17 protein-coding genes are annotated in these 15,918 nt (G+C 63.6%); 3 read left to right on the top strand and 14 right to left on the bottom strand.

Features of this window, described 5'->3' with window-relative positions; translation table 11 throughout:
- Positions 1–128: 128 nt before the first annotated feature.
- From efp to PQR08_RS15030, 3 genes are all read left to right on the top strand, one after another.
- Positions 129–686, top strand: a complete 558-nt coding sequence (efp, locus tag PQR08_RS15040) for an elongation factor P (protein ID WP_035501653.1) — start codon at positions 129–131, stop codon at positions 684–686.
- Positions 687–949: 263 nt separating this feature from the next.
- Positions 950–1,300, top strand: a complete 351-nt coding sequence (locus PQR08_RS15035) for a BON domain-containing protein (protein ID WP_187605784.1) — start codon at positions 950–952, stop codon at positions 1,298–1,300.
- 159 nt (positions 1,301–1,459) lie between these two features.
- Positions 1,460–2,854, top strand: coding sequence for a sigma-54-dependent transcriptional regulator (locus PQR08_RS15030; protein ID WP_035501655.1), 1,395 nt, complete (start codon positions 1,460–1,462; stop codon positions 2,852–2,854).
- Between the two features lie 54 nt (positions 2,855–2,908).
- Here the strand turns inward: PQR08_RS15030 and nagZ are convergent, their stop codons facing one another.
- From nagZ to PQR08_RS14960, 14 genes are all read right to left on the bottom strand, one after another.
- A complete protein-coding gene (nagZ, locus tag PQR08_RS15025; RefSeq protein ID WP_408161675.1) occupies positions 2,909–3,937 on the bottom strand; it encodes a beta-N-acetylhexosaminidase in 1,029 nt (342 codons plus the stop codon).
- Between the two features lie 39 nt (positions 3,938–3,976).
- Positions 3,977–4,381, bottom strand: a complete 405-nt coding sequence (gene acpS / locus PQR08_RS15020; protein ID WP_238288555.1) for a holo-ACP synthase — start codon at positions 4,379–4,381, stop codon at positions 3,977–3,979.
- A 7-nt stretch (positions 4,382–4,388) separates the two neighbouring features.
- Positions 4,389–5,162 carry a pyridoxine 5'-phosphate synthase gene (gene pdxJ, locus PQR08_RS15015; RefSeq protein ID WP_408161673.1) on the bottom strand — a complete coding sequence of 258 codons (774 nt, stop codon included), beginning with the start codon at positions 5,160–5,162 and terminating at the stop codon, positions 4,389–4,391.
- On the bottom strand, positions 5,159–6,049 hold the full coding sequence (recO, locus tag PQR08_RS15010) for a DNA repair protein RecO (RefSeq protein ID WP_238288553.1): 891 nt from the start codon (positions 6,047–6,049) through the stop codon (positions 5,159–5,161). The genes pdxJ and recO overlap by 4 nt, the downstream gene beginning before the upstream one ends.
- 3 nt (positions 6,050–6,052) lie before the next feature.
- The gene (gene era, locus PQR08_RS15005; protein WP_408161670.1) at positions 6,053–6,952 is read right to left on the bottom strand and encodes a GTPase Era; all 900 of its coding nucleotides are present in this window, start codon (positions 6,950–6,952) and stop codon (positions 6,053–6,055) included.
- 59 nt (positions 6,953–7,011) lie between these two features.
- Positions 7,012–8,133, bottom strand: a complete 1,122-nt coding sequence (gene rnc, locus PQR08_RS15000; RefSeq protein ID WP_408161668.1) for a ribonuclease III — start codon at positions 8,131–8,133, stop codon at positions 7,012–7,014.
- A 163-nt stretch (positions 8,134–8,296) separates the two neighbouring features.
- A complete protein-coding gene (gene lepB, locus PQR08_RS14995) occupies positions 8,297–9,190 on the bottom strand; it encodes a signal peptidase I (protein WP_408161667.1) in 894 nt (297 codons plus the stop codon).
- 45 nt (positions 9,191–9,235) lie between these two features.
- A complete protein-coding gene (gene lepA, locus PQR08_RS14990; protein ID WP_035501666.1) occupies positions 9,236–11,026 on the bottom strand; it encodes a translation elongation factor 4 in 1,791 nt (596 codons plus the stop codon).
- A 134-nt stretch (positions 11,027–11,160) separates the two neighbouring features.
- Positions 11,161–11,421, bottom strand: coding sequence for a glutaredoxin family protein (locus tag PQR08_RS14985; protein WP_408161666.1), 261 nt, complete (start codon positions 11,419–11,421; stop codon positions 11,161–11,163).
- Positions 11,422–11,425: 4 nt separating this feature from the next.
- A complete protein-coding gene (locus tag PQR08_RS14980; RefSeq protein ID WP_408161665.1) occupies positions 11,426–12,970 on the bottom strand; it encodes a DegQ family serine endoprotease in 1,545 nt (514 codons plus the stop codon).
- A 22-nt stretch (positions 12,971–12,992) separates the two neighbouring features.
- Entirely contained in the window at positions 12,993–14,036 is a 1,044-nt protein-coding gene (locus tag PQR08_RS14975) for a MucB/RseB C-terminal domain-containing protein (RefSeq protein WP_187605794.1), read from the bottom strand.
- A 4-nt stretch (positions 14,037–14,040) separates the two neighbouring features.
- The gene (locus tag PQR08_RS14970) at positions 14,041–14,676 is read right to left on the bottom strand and encodes a sigma-E factor negative regulatory protein (RefSeq protein WP_238215444.1); all 636 of its coding nucleotides are present in this window, start codon (positions 14,674–14,676) and stop codon (positions 14,041–14,043) included.
- A 79-nt stretch (positions 14,677–14,755) separates the two neighbouring features.
- Positions 14,756–15,355, bottom strand: a complete 600-nt coding sequence (rpoE, locus tag PQR08_RS14965; RefSeq protein WP_035501673.1) for an RNA polymerase sigma factor RpoE — start codon at positions 15,353–15,355, stop codon at positions 14,756–14,758.
- Between the two features lie 95 nt (positions 15,356–15,450).
- A complete protein-coding gene (locus tag PQR08_RS14960) occupies positions 15,451–15,918 on the bottom strand; it encodes a protein YgfX (protein WP_408161663.1) in 468 nt (155 codons plus the stop codon).

Raw genomic sequence — 15,918 nt, 5'->3', positions numbered from 1 at the left:
GAAGGCGAGTCTCTCCCTCGTTAGCCAGAACTCTCGCACGGTGGCGGCAATAAAAACCGGCAGCGCCGCCGTCCGATCGATTCATTCCAGGCATTCAAGCCAAATCCTTTTGTACAGGACCTAGTTTTATGAAGACCGCACAAGAACTCCGCGTCGGCAACGTCGTCATGATCGGCAACGATGCCATGGTCGTGCAGCGCGCCGAGTACAACAAATCGGGCCGCAACTCCGCGGTCGTCAAGATGAAGTTCAAGAACCTGCTGACGGCCGCCGGCATGGAAACCGTCTACAAGGCGGACGACAAGTTCGACGTCGTCGTGCTTGACCGCAAGGAAGTGACGTACTCGTACTTCGCGGACCCGATGTACGTCTTCATGGACGCCGACTACAACCAGTTCGAAGTCGAAGCCGAAATGATGGGCGACGCGCTCAACTACCTCGAAGACGGCATGGCTTGCGAAGTCGTGTTCTACAACGAGAAGGCCATCTCGGTCGAACTGCCGACCACGCTGGTTCGCGAGATCGTCTACACGGAACCGGCCGTCAAGGGCGACACGTCGTCGGGCAAGGTGCTGAAGACCGCCAAGCTGAACACCGGTTTCGAACTGCAAGTGCCGCTCTTCTGCAACATCGGCGACAAGATCGAAATCGACACCCGCACGAACGAATATCGCAGCCGCGCGTAAGCCTCGCGCCGCCGCATCGTAAGCAGAGCGGCCGCCGCAACGGCTCGCCGCCATTCCAAAAAAGCGCCCCTTCGCGGGCGCTTTTTCTTTTGCATGAATTTTTTGACAAATTCAGGCAAACTTTACCGGTCGCGCCCCGATAAGTTTTGTCGACAATTCACGCAAGCATCCGCGCCCGGCCCGCGCGATTCGCTTCCATCGGCAAAATTAACTGCTTGGCACGATTTCTGCTCGAACGTGCAAATCCAGAATTCAGAACCGACATGCACAGCACGCCTTTCATCCAGAGCCGGTTTCTGATCGTCGCGGCGCTCGCACTGCCCGCCTTCGCTTTCACTGCCGGCTGCAAGTCCACCCCGGCGACATCGGCGAACACGAACGGAGGCAGCGATATCGCCACCGACGACGCAGCGCTTGCCGCGCGTGTGAAAGCCGCGCTCGTCGCGGATCCGGCGCTCAAGGTCTTGCCGATGAGCGTCGCGACCTATCGCGGCGTCGTGCAGTTGTCGGGATATGTGGATTCGGAGGTACAGATTCAAAAAGCGCTCGCCGTGGCGCGTGGCGTGCCGGGCGTGCAATCCGTCAGCAACGAATTGCATCTCAGGCCGCAATGACGCGCGCAGCACCCCGAGATGACGAACGAGTAACGCAGGACGAAAACCGCAGCGGGTGACGCGCCAGACGCCGGAACGAGGCGCCGTTTCCCGCCCACGAACCGCCCGATCCCACGCGGAGACGGCGCACTACAGTCCACTTTGATACGTTGGTCCGCCATGCCACACGCACTGATTGTCGAAGACGATCCTAATAGCCTCTCCGGCCTGTCCGCGATCCTCACGGCAGACGGCTTTTCCGTCGATACAGCGACGACGCTCGCCGAGGCGCGCTCCGCGCTGACCCGCTTCATTCCGGATGTCGTGCTGATCGACCTGAATCTTCCGGACGGCTCCGGCCTCGACCTGTTGCCGAGCCTGCCCTCGCAACCACCCGATGGCGCGTTGCCCGTCATCGTGATGACCGGCAATGCGACGGTCGAAAGCGCGATCGAAGGTCTGCGGCACGGCATCTGGGACTATCTGCTGAAACCGGTGAACATTCCGCGTCTGCGCAGCCTCCTCGCGCGCATACCGCGGCCGTACGAGCTCACCGAGGAAGTCCAGGCGCTGCGTTCGACGTTGCGCGAACTGGGCCATTTCGGCGACATGATCGGCCGCAGCGCCGCGATGCAGCACGTCTACGATCTGATCGAGCACACCGCGCCGACGGAAGCCGCCGTGCTGATCTGCGGCGAGCCGGGCACGGGCAAGAAGATCGCGGCGCGCACGATTCATCAGCTGAGCCGTCGCCGCAAAGGCCCGTTCGTCACCTTCGATTGCTCCGCGAGCCGCAATAGCGACGGCTCGCAGCGCTCGATGGAAAGCATCCTCTTCGGCCACGAGCGCAACGCGTTCGCCGGCGCGGAGAACCGCGAGCCGGGCCTGCTCGAACAGGCGGGCGGCGGCACGCTGTTCCTCGACCAGATCGATTCGCTGCCTCCCGCTCAACAGGAAGCGCTCTTGCGCGCGCTCGATTCGCAGACCTTCATGCGCGTAGGCGGCAGCAACCGCATCATGACGGACTTCCGGCTGATCGCCGCGTCGCGCCTGCCGATGCGCGAGGCGGTCGCGAGCGGCGCGATGCGCGAGGATCTGTTTCAGCGCCTGTCGGCGTCGTCGATCATGTTGCCGCCGCTGCGCGATCGCGACGACGACATCGCGTTGATCGCGGAAACGCTCGTCGATGAACTGAACCGCGAGAATCACATCGCCGGGATCACGAGCGGCTCGCCGAAGCGCATCAGCCCGGCGTTCATTCGCGAGTGCATCACGAGCGAATGGCCGGGCAATGTGCGCGAAATGCGCGAGCGCGTGCGGCGCGCGTATCACGCGTCGGGCGAAACCATCGAGACATTGCGCGTCGATGAGCCGGGCGGCCTCGGCGGACGCGGCCTGAACGGCAGCAGCGTGCAGGTGACGGTCGGCACCGCGCTCGCGGATGTCGAAGACATGCTGATCCGCGCGACGCTCGAAGCGGTCGGCGGCACGCGTCATCGCGCGGCGACGCTGCTCGGCATCAGCCCGAAGACCCTCTACAACAAGCTGCAGAGGATGAAGCTGGAATCGTCGTGATTCACGGCGGCGCCAAAAGCAAAACGCCACGATTCGAGTCGTGGCGTTTTCGTTTTAGCCGAGCATCTCTTTGACGAGTGCGCGCGCCGCCTGATAGTCGGCGTGCGCCTGCAGCTTGCTCCAGCGCAGCGCCTTGCCGCGCGGACGCATCTGCCTCAGGCGTTGCTCCGATGCCTTCGGCGGCGTATAGCGCAACTGCTCCAGCACCTTGCCCGCCTCGTCCGGCTGATTGCAGATCAGCACCATGTCGCAGCCCGCCGTCAGCGCGGCAGTGGCCGCTTCGGTGAGCGTGCCGCCCGCGCGGGCCGCTTCCATCGACAGATCGTCGCTGAAGATCGCGCCGTTGAAGCCGAGCTTGCCGCGCAGGATGTCCTGCAGCCAGATGCGCGAGAAGCCGGCGGGCTTATCGTCGACCTGCGTGTAGATGACGTGCGCGGGAATCACCGATGACAGCGACATGCCGAGCCAGTCGTACGGACGCGCGTCAGTAGCGAGGATTTCTTCGAGCGTGCGATCGTCGGTCGGCAGCGCGACGTGCGAATCGGCTTCGGCGAAACCGTGACCCGGAAAGTGCTTGCCGCAGTTCGCCATGCCGGCGAGCGCGAGGCCGTGATTCAGGCTCTTCGCGAGCATCGTCACGACGCGCGGATCGCTGTGCAGCGCGCGATCGCCGACGACCTTCGACTGTCCGTAATTCAGATCGAGCACCGGCGTGAAGCTCATGTCGATGCCGCACGCGCGCAATTCCGCTGCGAGCACGTAGCCGAACGCGGTGGCGGCTTTCGTCGCGGCGAGCACGTCGCGGTCCCACAGTTCGCCCAGCTTGCCCGGCGCGGGGAGCACCGTGAAGCCGTCGGTGCGAAAGCGCTGCACGCGCCCGCCTTCGTGATCGACGGCGATCAGGATATCGTCGCGCACCGCGCGGATCGCATCCGTCAGCGCGACGAGCTGAGCGCGGTTCTCGAAATGCCGCGCGAACAGAATGATGCCGCCGGTCATCGAATGGGTGAGGCGCTCGATATCCGCGTCGTTCAGCGTCGTGCCGGCGACGTCGAACATGACGGGCCCGGGAGTGCGTTTCATCGGATTCAATTGGTTTCTTGTGTGTAAATTGGATTGATCTCAGGCCTGATCGGGCACTTCCGCGATGACGAACGACACCGCGTAGTCACGCTCGTCGCTGACTGTCACCTTCGCCGTGATGCCGCGTTGCGCGAGCCATTCGGCCAGCTCGCCGGACGCGGCGATCATCGGCTTGCCGCTCGGCTCGTTGAGCGTCTGCAGCGCGCGCCAGGTCATCGGCCAGCGCATGCCGAGGCCGATCGCCTTCGAGAACGCTTCCTTGGCCGAAAAGCGCGTCGCGAGAAACGCGAGGCCGCGTACTTCCGAGCGCGCGTTGCGCGCGTGATAGATGCGCAACTCGTCGGGGCCGAGCACCTTTTCGGCGAAGCGTCCTTTCGTGCGCCGCATCACCGCCGCGACGCGGCTCACCTGCACGACGTCCGTGCCGATTCCGTAGATGGCCATGACGTGCTCAGCGAGCGTGGATCGACGCGAGGCGCGACGCGACCATGATCGCCTTCATCTCGCGCACGGCGTTGTCCCAGCCCGCGAAAATCGAGTGCGCGACGATCGCGTGCCCGATGTTCAGCTCGACGATGCCCGCCAGCGCGGCGATCGCCTGCACGTTCGTGTAGTGCAGTCCGTGGCCCGCGTTCACCTTGAGCCCGAGCGAGTTGCCGAAATCGACGCTCGCCGCGACGCGCTCGAACTCGCGCTGCTGTTCGGCTTCGTCGTGGGCTTCGGCATATCGACCCGTGTGCAGTTCGATCACCGGCGCGCCCGCTTCGTGCGCCGCGCGAATCTGCGTCTCGTCCGGATCGATGAAGAGCGAAACGCGCGCGCCCGCGTCGGCAAGCTGCCGGCACGCGGCCTTCACCTCCTCGAAGCGGCCCGCGACATCGAGGCCGCCTTCGGTCGTCACCTCCTGGCGCTTTTCCGGCACGAGGCAGACATCGTGCGGCCTGATCTCGCACGCGATGTCGAGCATCTCGCGCGTCACCGCGCACTCGAGATTCATGCGCGTTTTCAAAAGCGGTCGCAGCGTGCGCACATCGGCATCCACGATATGGCGGCGATCTTCGCGCAAGTGCAGCGTGATGACGTCGGCGCCCGCTTCCTCGGCGGCGAGCGCCGCGCGGATCGGATCGGGATACGACGTGCCGCGCGCATTGCGCAACGTGGCGACGTGATCGATGTTCACGCCCAGATCGATCACGCTCGCTGGCGATGAGAGAAAGAAGCTCATAGTTTTTGCAGGTCGATCAATATCTGACGGGTGGCGAGCGGCGTGCCGCCCAGGTAATGGTTCAGCAGGAAGCGCATCAGCGTTTTGCTCTGCGCGGCCGTCTGCGGACTGGTGTAGTCGTCGCGCTCCATGTCGATGAGCGTCTGCCCCGAAATCACCGGCCAGGGTGCGGGAAGATCGTCGGACGCTTCGCGCACGCCGCGGTCCGGATCGAACACATAACGGCCTTCGGCCACGACCGGCTGGCGCGTGACGGTGCGCGTGAGATTCATCGCATAGCCGGTTTCGCGCAGAAGCACGCGCTCGAACGAACGCAACACTTGCACGGCGGGCTCGTCGTGCGCGAGGCGAGAGAGCGTCAGCACGTAATGATTGAAGAGCGCCGGATGCGCGTCTTCGCGCGCGCAGAACTTGACGAGCAACTCGTTCACGTAGAAGCCGCAAAGCAACGCGTCGCCGGCCAGCGGCAGCATGCCGCCGACCCATTCGGCGGTCGTCAGCGTGCGGACTTCGCCCTTGCCGGACCAGGAGAGGCCCAGCGGCTGAAACGTCTGCAGCACGCCGCGCAACGCGGAATGCGGGCGTTTCGCGCCTTTCGCGACGAGCGCGACGCGGCCGAAATCGCGCGAAAACACGTCGATGATGAGGCTCGTCTCGCGATACGGATAGCTGTGCAGCACGAAGCCCGGCTGCTCGGCGATACGAAAGTCGGAGCGCGGCGCGGCGCGCGGCCGCTTCTCGCCGCTCCCGGCAACGGACGATGACGACGATGTCCGCCTGGACTTCGGCACGGCGCGCGCGGCCGGGCGCTCGTCCGCGTCGAAATCGTCGGCGGGACGATCATCGGCGGGTGGAATCATCCGGGCGTCGTTCGAGCCGTCGTCCATGCATCACTCGTAGCCGTATGCGCGCAGGCCCGCTTCGTTGTCTGCCCAGCCGCTCTTCACCTTGACGAAGGTCTCGAGATACACGGGGCCATCGAAGAGCTTCTCCATGTCGAGTCGCGCTTCCGTGCTGATCTGCTTCAGCTTCGCGCCCTTCTGGCCGATGATCATCGCCTTATGGGTGTCGCGGTCGACGAGAATCGTCGCGAAGACGCGGCGCAGACGCCCTTCGGTTTCGAACTTTTCGATGAGCACCGTGCTCGTGTACGGCAACTCGTCGCCGGTCCAGCGAAAGACCTTCTCGCGCAGGATTTCGGCCGCGAGGAAGCGCTCGCTCCGATCGGTCAGATCGTCCTCGCCGTAGATCGGCTCGCCTTCCGGCAGATAGGGCTTGATGACCGACATGAGCCGCTTGATGTCCTCGGGATGCTTGGCCGACAGCGGCACGATCTCGCGGAAGTCACGCAGCGCCGACATCTGCTGCATGAAGGGAAAGAGCGAATCCTTGTCGCCGACGCGATCGAGCTTGTTCGCGATCAGCAGCGTGGGCGTGCCGGCCGGAATCAGGTCGAGCACTTTCTGGTCGTCGGGACCGAAACGGCCCGCTTCGATCACGAAGAGAATCGCATCGACGGAAGTCAGCGTCGACGTCACCGCGCGGTTCAGCGAGCGGTTGAGCGCGCCGCTGTGGCGCGTCTGGAAACCGGGCGTATCGACGAAGATGTACTGCGCGTCCTCGAACGTATTGATGCCGGTGATGCGATGGCGAGTGGTCTGCGCCTTGCGCGAGGTGATGCTCACCTTCTGACCGACGAGCGCGTTCATCAGCGTCGACTTGCCGACGTTGGGACGGCCGACGATCGCGACCATGCCGCAGCGGAAACCAGAAGAAGTAGGAGCGTTCATAGATGTGTGCGGCAATAAATCGTTGGGGCGCGTGTGCGCGATAGGCGCGGCGGCACGCGTCAGTGGCCGGCGTCGGCGGCGCGCACGACGTGGCTGGTCGCATCGGGGCCCGCGGCGTTACTCGTTTCGGTGTCGGCTGCGGAATCGTCTTCGCGATCGCCGGAAGGTGCGGGCTTGTCTGCGTTCGCGCTACGCTCGGACGGCTCCGTCGAATCGCTCTTCGCTGCTTTTTCCGGCTTGTGGATCACGGCGCGTTCGGTTTTGTCGGCGGCTGCGTACGCGCTCGCGGACGGCTCGACATGCGTCGCGCGGATCACGGCGAGCGGCGCGGTGGCCGGGCGTTCCTGCGCAGCGGATTGCGCGCCGTGCGGACCATGATGGCGCTCGCGCCGGTCGGGAGAACGCAGATCGAGCGCCGTCTGGATACCGGTCACGCCGGGCACCACTTCCGGTTCGACCAGCTTCGCGGCGCGCGCGCCCTTGCGCTTCGGCTTCACGCCGAGCGTCGGCGCGGCGGCCGCCACTTCGTCGAGCGCTTTTTTGGCGGCGGCCTGTTCGGCGGCGCGGCGGCTCGCGCCGGAACCCGACACCTTCACGTCGAGCTTCGGCACCGTGCATTCGACTTCGAACTGCTGATTGTGCGCGGCGCCGTGAGTCGCGATGACCGTGTAAGTCGGCAGCGCGATCTTGTGTCCCTGGAGATATTCTTGCAGCAGCGTCTTCGCATCCTTGCCGATGGTGCGCGGATCGATGTGATCGAGCACCGGCGTGTAGAGCCGCTTGATGACCGTGTACGCAGCGTCGAAACCGCCGTCGAGGAAGATCGCGCCGAAGATGGCTTCGAGGGTATCGGCGAGAATCGACGGACGGCGGAAGCCGCCGCTGCGCAGTTCGCCTTCGCCGAGCCGCAGGCCCTCGGACACGTTGAGTGCCTGCGCGATTTCGTAAAGCGACTGCTGTTTGACCAGATTCGCACGCACGCGCGACAGGTCGCCTTCGTCGAGTTTGCCGAATCGTTGGAACAAAAGCGCCGCCACCACGCAATTTAGAACGGAATCGCCGAGAAATTCGAGCCGTTCATTGTGCGTGGCGCTGTGACTGCGGTGGGTCATCGCCTGGCGCAGTAATTCCGCATTGCGAAATTCGTACCGCAGCCGGCTTTCCAACGGAGAAGATGGCATGGAGAGAGTATAACGCGGGCGCGCGGGCGGACGATTCCGCCGGTCCACGCCGGAAAACGCGTGGCGAGACGGTGTTAGCCGCGCTTCTTCACGCCGTTTCGAAGCTTGTTTTTATCAAGACGAACGCCGGCTGTCTTATCGGGACGAGCCGGCGTTGCGCATATCACTGGAAGGAGCCGATGCGCTTCAGGTTGCTGAAGTTCATCCAGATGAAGAACGCGCGCCCGACGATATTCTTGTCCGGCACGAAGCCCCAGTAGCGGCTGTCCGCGCTGTTGTCGCGGTTATCGCCCATCATGAAGTAGTTGCCCGGCGGCACCTTGCATGTGACGCCCTGCGCGTTGTAGTTGCAGTTGTCGCGAAACGGGAAGTCGTCCGCGCCGACGACGAACGGCGGCACCTGCGGATTGTTCAGGATCGCGTTCTTGCGTCCGTCGAGGTCTTCCTCGAACTGTTTCGCGTAACCGATGCGCTCGTCGTCGAAATAGTCGGGCAGCGGGGTTTCGGGCACCGGCTTGCCGTTGATCGTGAGCTTCTTGTCTTCATACGCGACCGTGTCGCCCGGCAGACCGATCACACGCTTGATGTAGTCGACCGATTCGTCCTTCGGGTAGCGGAACACCACGACGTCGCCGCGCTTGAGCGGGCCGCCGTTTGTCATCTTCGTGTTGGTGATCGGCATGCGCAGGCCGTATTCGTACTTGTTCACGAGGATGAAGTCGCCGACGAGCAAGGTCGGAACCATCGAGCCGGACGGAATCTTGAAAGGCTCGATGATGAACGAGCGCACCACGAACACCGCGAGAATCACCGGAAAGAAGCTCGCCGTGTATTCCAGCCACCACGGCTGGCGGAGTTTGTCATCGCGCAGGCGGGCGCGCGTCTGCGTGGCGTTTTCATCGGCGAAACGCTCGCCGACGCGCTCCTGCTGGCGATCGAACTCGACCACCGCGGCCTCGGCGACGCGCCGCCGTTGCGGCAGAAACACCAGTTTGTCCAGCACCCATGCAATACCCGTCAATACGACGAGAATCAAAAGAATCAATGCGAAATTCATCAATCGCTTCCGGTTGTTATCGTTGTTTGCCTCGCGGCGCCAGCGTCATTCATCGACGCGCAGAATCGCCAGGAAAGCCTCTTGCGGGATTTCGACCGAACCGACCTGCTTCATGCGCTTCTTGCCGGCCTTCTGCTTTTCGAGCAGCTTCTTCTTGCGCGATATGTCGCCGCCGTAGCACTTCGCGAGCACGTTCTTGCGCAGCGCCTTGATGTTCTCGCGCGCGATGATGTTCGAGCCGATGGTCGCCTGAATCGCCACGTCGTACATCTGACGCGGAATCAGCTCGCGCATCTTCGAAGCCACTTCGCGGCCACGATGCTGGCTTTGCGAGCGGTGCACGATGACCGACAGCGCATCGACCTTGTCGCCGTTGATGAGCATATCCACCTTGACTACATCGGCCGCGCGATATTCCTTGAATTCGTAGTCCATCGACGCATAGCCGCGCGACGTCGACTTCAGGCGGTCGAAGAAGTCCAGCACGATTTCCGCCATCGGGATTTCGTAGGTCAACTGCACCTGACGGCCGTGATACTGCATGTTGATCTGCTGGCCGCGCTTGTTCGTGCACAGCGTGATGACCGAGCCGACATATTCCTGCGGCATGTACAGGTTCACGGTGACGATCGGCTCGCGCACTTCCTCGATCTTCGGCGGCTCCGGCATCTTCGCCGGGTTTTCGACGGAGATGGTCGTGCCGTCGCGCTGCACGACCTGGTAGATCACCGTCGGCGCCGTGGTGATGAGGTCCATGTCGAACTCGCGCTCGAGCCGCTCCTGCACGATTTCCATGTGCAGCAGACCGAGAAAGCCGCAGCGGAAACCGAAGCCGAGCGCCTGCGACACTTCGGGCTCGTATTGCAGCGAGGCATCGTTAAGCTTCAGCTTTTCGAGCGACTCGCGCAGCGCGTCGTACTGATTCGCCTCGACCGGATAGAGGCCGGCGAAAACCTGCGGCTTCACTTCCTTGAAACCCGGCAGCGGCGCTTCGGCGGCGCGGGTCGAGAGCGTGACGGTATCGCCCACTTTCGCGGCCGTCAGTTCCTTGATGCCCGCGATTACGAAGCCCACCTGCCCCGCCGAAAGCTGCGCGAGGTTCGTCGACTTCGGCGCGAAGACGCCAACGTGCTCGACCGGGTATTGCGCGCCGGTCGCCATCATCTTGATCTTGTCTTTCGGCTTCAGCGTGCCGTTGACGATGCGCACCAGCATCACGACGCCGACGTAGTTGTCGAACCACGAATCGATGATGAGCGCCTGCAGCGGCGCTTCCGTATCGCCCTTCGGCGGCGGCACCTTCGCGATCAGCGATTCGAGCACGTCCTCGACGCCCAGACCGGTCTTGGCGCTGCAATGCACGGCGTCGGTCGCGTCGATGCCGATCACGTCCTCGATTTCGGAGATCGCGTTCTCGGGATTCGCCGCCGGCAAGTCGATCTTGTTCAACACCGGCACGACCTCGACGCCCAGCTCGATCGCGGTGTAGCAGTTCGCGACGGTTTGCGCCTCGACACCCTGACTCGCATCGACGACGAGGAGCGCGCCCTCGCACGCAGACAGCGAGCGGCTGACTTCGTAGGAGAAGTCGACGTGCCCCGGCGTATCGATCAGGTTCAGGTTGTAGACCTTGCCGTCACGCGCCTTGTAGGTGAGCGCCGCAGTTTGCGCCTTGATCGTGATGCCGCGCTCGCGCTCGAGGTCCATCGAATCGAGCACCTGCGCTTCCATCTCACGGTCGGACAAGCCGCCGCACAACTGGATGATGCGGTCGGCGAGCGTCGACTTGCCGTGGTCGATGTGCGCAATGATCGAGAAGTTACGAATATGGTCCATTCAGTGCCGCAAGCCCGAAAAAAGCGAAAAAGGCGCGCCCTCACCAACGCGGAGCACGCCTTGAAAATTTGGGGAAAACTTCAGCATTTTAGCCGAAAACAGGGTTGCCCCGGCGGATTTCGCCTCTGCCGGACTCACGGCTCACGCGCGCCGAGCGCCGCGTACACGGCGCGCGGGTCGAGCCGGTACTGGCACAACTCGACGCCGTCGAGCGTGAGCACCGGTACGCGCTCGTCGTAGCGCGCCTCCAGCAGCGGATCTTCATCGATGTCGATCCATTCGACGCCCCGGCCGTGCCGCGCGGCGATCGGCTCCAGTTCGGCCCGCATGTCCTCGCACAGATGACACCAGGCGCGCCCGTACAGGACAAAAGGCGCGCCCGAAGCCGAAATCATGCGCTTACTTCTGCGCCGGCACGCGCGGGCGCAGCGGCACGAACTGCGTGTTGTCGCCGCGACGCACGAGAATCGCGACCATCTTGCTGGCGTCCAGACCTTGCGCGACTTCCTGGAACTGCTTCGCGCTCGTGATATCCGTATCGCCGATGCGCATGACGATGTCGCCCTTCTGGAAGCCCGCGCGCGCCGCCGGCCCTTCGACGGCATCGACCTGAACGCCGCTCGACAGCTTGAGCGCCTTCTTCTGATCCGCCGGAATGTCGCTCACCGCCATCCCGAGCGAATTGCTCGCGCGCTCCTTCGGTTGCGGCGCCTTCTTCTGCTCGGTCTTCGCGACCTTGTCCGGCTGCATCTCGGCGATCGTCACCGACAGATCGCGCGTCTGGCCCTTGCGCCAGATCGTCAGCGTGGTCTTCGTGCCGGGCTTCGTGTCGCCGACCATGCGCGGCAGATCGGTCGCGGTCTCGACATTCTGGCCGTTGAACTTCAGGATGATGTCGCCCGGCTGCACGCCTGCCTTATCGGCCGGACCGCCCGATTCGACGCTCGACACGAGTGCGCCCTGTGCCTTCGCCAGACCGAGCGAATCGGCGACGTCCTTCGTCACTTCGCCGATCGCCACCGCGATGCGCCCGCGCACGACCTTGCCCGACGTCTTCAACTGATCCGCCACGCGCATCGCTTCATCGATCGGAATCGCGAACGAAATGCCCATGAAGCCGCCTGTGCGGCTGTAGATCTGCGAGTTGATGCCGATCACCTCGCCCGCCATGTTGATGAGCGGACCGCCCGAGTTGCCCGGATTCACGGCGACATCCGTCTGGATGAACGGCAGGTAATCGCCCGTGTCGCGCCCCTTCGCGCTGACGATGCCCGCGGTCACCGTGTTGTCCAGGCCGAACGGCGAACCGATCGCGAGCACCCATTCGCCGACGCGCACCTTGTTCGAATCGCCGATGGTGATAGCCGGCAGATTCGTCGCGCTGATCTTCACGACGGCCACGTCCGTACGCTCGTCGACGCCGACGAGCCGCGCCTTGAACTCGCGCTTGTCGGTGAGCGTGACGTAGATGGTGTCCGCATCGTCGACGACGTGCGCATTGGTCATCACGTAGCCGTCGGTCGACAGGATGAAGCCCGAGCCGACGCCGCTGCTCTGCTCCGAGTTGTCCTGGTTGTCGTCCGGCGCGCTGCGGCTGCCGCCCTTGCCCTGGTCGCCACCGTTGCCGCCGCCATTGTTGCCGCCGCCGCCGCCACCACCGCCGCCGCGCGGAGGCTGGCCGGGCATCGGAATGCCGAAGAAGCGGCGAAAGAACTCGGACATGTCGCCTTCATCGAGACCCGGCGGCAGGCCGCGCAGATCGCTGCTTGAACCCACGCGCGAGGTCGTGCGAATGTTCACGACCGAGGGCCCCACCTTGTCGACGAGCGTCGTGAAGTCCGGCAGGTTCACCGTGGGCACCGCCGACGCAGATTGCGATACGAACGGCAGGCACACGGCGAGCGCCGCGGCCGCGATGAACTTGCGCAGCGAGAAGTTGCTCATATGTTGGAGGCCGGGATCTGGATTACTTGGAAGGCTTGTATTCTATGGTAGAAGCAAATTGCTGCAATGTGGCTTGCGGCACTTCACCCAGCAAGGTGATCCAGAAATCCCCACGGCGCTTCACCAGAACATGCGTGGCGCCACTATTGCCCGCGCCTTCCTTGCGCGTATTTTTCTCGACCGGCTCGACAAAAACGGAGATCGTCGCGAGTCCGTCGGAAAACACGGCCTGATCGACCGGAATCGGCGGCTGACCCTGCTGACTCGACGCCATCGGACGGCGAAGCTCGCGAATCTTGCGAAAGCCCGCGATATTCGGCGTCAGTTGCCAGCCTTGCGCTTCCATGTCGACGGGCTGCACGGGCGGCCGCACGATGGTCCAGCCCGACGTGCCGCGAATGCCGTTCGCGATCGGCGTCTTGTCGATCGGCCCGCCGATGCGCACTTGCGAGAACGAAAGCTGCTCGAGCACCTGACCGTCCGGATCGAGCGTCTGCGCGCGCAGCAGCAAGCCGGTCTTCGCGTCGGCCCAGAGCTTGTAGGCGAAACGATAGGAATCTTTCGGATCGAGTTCCAGCACCTGGCTTTCGACGCCCGCGACGCGATCGTTGCCCAGAAGCTTCGGCTCGTAAACGGAAAGCACCTGGTCGCCGCTGGTCGAAAGCAGCGCCGGGAAGGAATCCCGGTTTTGCCGATGCTCGACGACTAGAAGATGTCGCTCGGGTACGAACGTGAACATGTCGTCGTCGTGACGCAGCATCTTGCGCTGCGCGCCATCGAGACTTTCGAGCGATTCGTATTCGCCGTCGCCGCGAGTGGCGACGTGCGTGATGCGCGACGATTGAACCGTCGCGCCGCGTTGATAGACGAAGGTGCCTTCGTAATTTTGCTGCTGGGCCGCTTCGTGAATGCGGTTGAGCAGGCTGGCGGCTGTCTTGCGAACGGCGGCGGGATCGTCTCCCTGAGCATAGGAGCTAGTTGCCGCTGTCAACAACGCGGCTGCGCAGAGCATCAATGCCGGCAGCCGCCCCCAGTAACTTTTTTTATTCAACCGCACATTCAGCATCAAATTATTGGCCCTGCGACGTAGCCGCCGCGCGAATCAAAGGCATGGAGCCGGGCATCGCGGGCTGCTGGGAGAATTGCTGATGCGCTTCGAGGTATTGATCGAGATCGGCGTCGCGGATGATGTTCGCTTCCACGATCGGCGAGCGCGTGGTTGCTGCCGGCACCGACGCGAGCGCGACGCGCTGCATCGAATCCACCGGTGCGACGCTCGCCACCTGCGTGCCGGAGCGGCCGCCCACACCTTGCAGTTGCGGTACGACGATCCACGTCAATGTGGCGGCCGCCGCCGCTACCGCGAAGGCCGGCATCACGCGACGGCGCAGCATGCCACCACGCGCTTTCGCTGCTGCGGCGGGCAGCGCCGCTGGCGCCAGCACATGCGCTTCGGCCTCGAAGCGCTCTGAGAATGCGGCCATGAACGCACTGCTGCGCGCCGGGCTGACCGCGAGATCGTCCGAACGCAGAGCGTCGCCGATCAAGTGATAAGCCGACCAAGCCGCGCGTTCGCCGTTTTTCAGTTCCGCGAGAAACTGGCTGACGTCACCCATTTCATCGAGCGATTCACCATCGACGAACGCCGACATGCGCTCGCCGCGCGAACCCGTCTGTGTTTGATTCTGCATCGAGACCGACCCCATGATGCTCCCCATCTTTGACCACACCCCGTTGTGACACCACCAACCCAGATATCGCGTCCCTGCCCCGAGGATTCCGCCGCTACCAGCGCTTGCCTTCGGGAGTGTCCAACAACGGACGCAATTTTGCCGCAATGGCTTCGCGAGCACGAAAAATTCTCGATCTGACGGTGCCGATCGGGCAATCCATCATTTCGGCGATTTCCTCGTAACTCAGACCTTCAATTTCCCTGAGCGTGATGGCAGTGCGCAATTCCTCCGGCAACAGCGCCATCGCAGCATTGACCGTTTCGGCGATCTGCTTGCTCATCAACATCGACTCGGGCGTGTTGATATCCCTTAGTTGGTCCGCGTCGGAGAAAGTTTCCGCTTCTTCTGCATCGGCCTCGGTAGAAGTGGGAGCACGGCGGCCCTGTGTCGCAAGGTAGTTCTTTGCGGTGTTGACCGCAATCCGGTAGAGCCAGGTATAAAACGCCGATTCGCCGCGAAATTGGGGCAGCGCGCGATAGGCCTTGATGAAGGCGTCCTGGGCGACGTCTTCGACTTCGGCGGGGTCGCGCACGAGGCGCGAGATCAGTCGAATGATCTTGCGGTGGTATTTGGCGACCAGCAGTTCGAACGCGGCCTTGTCACCTTTCTGGACACGCTCGACCAGCAATTGGTCGATTTCTTTTTCGCTCACCTGTGAAATCCGTTTAACTTGGGGTGTTGCGCGGAGGGCTATTGTAGCGTTACCGCCTGTAAGGCAACCGGTACGCTCATGCGCCGTTACAGTCGTTACAGGTGGGAAGCCGCGGCGCGGCGCGCCTGTACGGCGAGTTGCCGAAAGGTGCCGGCATCGACCGAATCGGCTGCGACGACGAGCGTTTCGCGCCGCTCGCGCGCGTCCAGAAGGGTCAGTACGAGGAGCCGACCGCTCCATTGCGCGCATCCCGCGATACGCGTGTACCGCACCGCCCCCGTCCGGTTCCAGATGGCGATGCCGTCCGGCAGCGAACGGATGGCCGAAGGCTGAGCCCGCACCCATCGATACGACGCGAGCCCGAGCACCGCCAATGTCGCCGCGCACGCCACGAATGCATGCCCGGCGTGTTCCGCTTGCGCGAGGACGCACTGAAACACCGACGCGCCCGCAACGCCCGCGAATCCGAGCATCGCGCCGAGCATAAAACGCGACGGCCGCATCGCGACGCCCGGCGCGGAGCCGGTTTCCCGATGCGGCCGATCCACGCACGCGCCCGTCAT

Origin of the sequence: Caballeronia jiangsuensis (assembly GCF_046030135.1) — a bacterium.
Classification (GTDB): Bacteria; Pseudomonadota; Gammaproteobacteria; order Burkholderiales; family Burkholderiaceae; genus Caballeronia; species Caballeronia jiangsuensis.
This window is presented reverse-complemented; position numbering and strand designations above follow the sequence as displayed.

Coding starts and splice junctions, on each gene's coding strand:
- efp (WP_035501653.1), top strand. CDS start 129: ATGAAGACCGCACAAGAACTCCGCGTCGGCAACGTCGTCATGATCGGC.
- PQR08_RS15035 (WP_187605784.1), top strand. CDS start 950: ATGCACAGCACGCCTTTCATCCAGAGCCGGTTTCTGATCGTCGCGGCG.
- PQR08_RS15030 (WP_035501655.1), top strand. CDS start 1,460: ATGCCACACGCACTGATTGTCGAAGACGATCCTAATAGCCTCTCCGGC.
- nagZ (WP_408161675.1), bottom strand. CDS start 3,937: ATGAAACGCACTCCCGGGCCCGTCATGTTCGACGTCGCCGGCACGACG.
- acpS (WP_238288555.1), bottom strand. CDS start 4,381: ATGGCCATCTACGGAATCGGCACGGACGTCGTGCAGGTGAGCCGCGTC.
- pdxJ (WP_408161673.1), bottom strand. CDS start 5,162: ATGAGCTTCTTTCTCTCATCGCCAGCGAGCGTGATCGATCTGGGCGTG.
- recO (WP_238288553.1), bottom strand. CDS start 6,049: ATGGACGACGGCTCGAACGACGCCCGGATGATTCCACCCGCCGATGAT.
- era (WP_408161670.1), bottom strand. CDS start 6,952: ATGAACGCTCCTACTTCTTCTGGTTTCCGCTGCGGCATGGTCGCGATC.
- rnc (WP_408161668.1), bottom strand. CDS start 8,133: ATGCCATCTTCTCCGTTGGAAAGCCGGCTGCGGTACGAATTTCGCAAT.
- lepB (WP_408161667.1), bottom strand. CDS start 9,190: ATGAATTTCGCATTGATTCTTTTGATTCTCGTCGTATTGACGGGTATT.
- lepA (WP_035501666.1), bottom strand. CDS start 11,026: ATGGACCATATTCGTAACTTCTCGATCATTGCGCACATCGACCACGGC.
- PQR08_RS14985 (WP_408161666.1), bottom strand. CDS start 11,421: ATGATTTCGGCTTCGGGCGCGCCTTTTGTCCTGTACGGGCGCGCCTGG.
- PQR08_RS14980 (WP_408161665.1), bottom strand. CDS start 12,970: ATGAGCAACTTCTCGCTGCGCAAGTTCATCGCGGCCGCGGCGCTCGCC.
- PQR08_RS14975 (WP_187605794.1), bottom strand. CDS start 14,036: ATGCTGAATGTGCGGTTGAATAAAAAAAGTTACTGGGGGCGGCTGCCG.
- PQR08_RS14970 (WP_238215444.1), bottom strand. CDS start 14,676: ATGGGGTCGGTCTCGATGCAGAATCAAACACAGACGGGTTCGCGCGGC.
- PQR08_RS14960 (WP_408161663.1), bottom strand. CDS start 15,918: ATGACGGGCGCGTGCGTGGATCGGCCGCATCGGGAAACCGGCTCCGCG.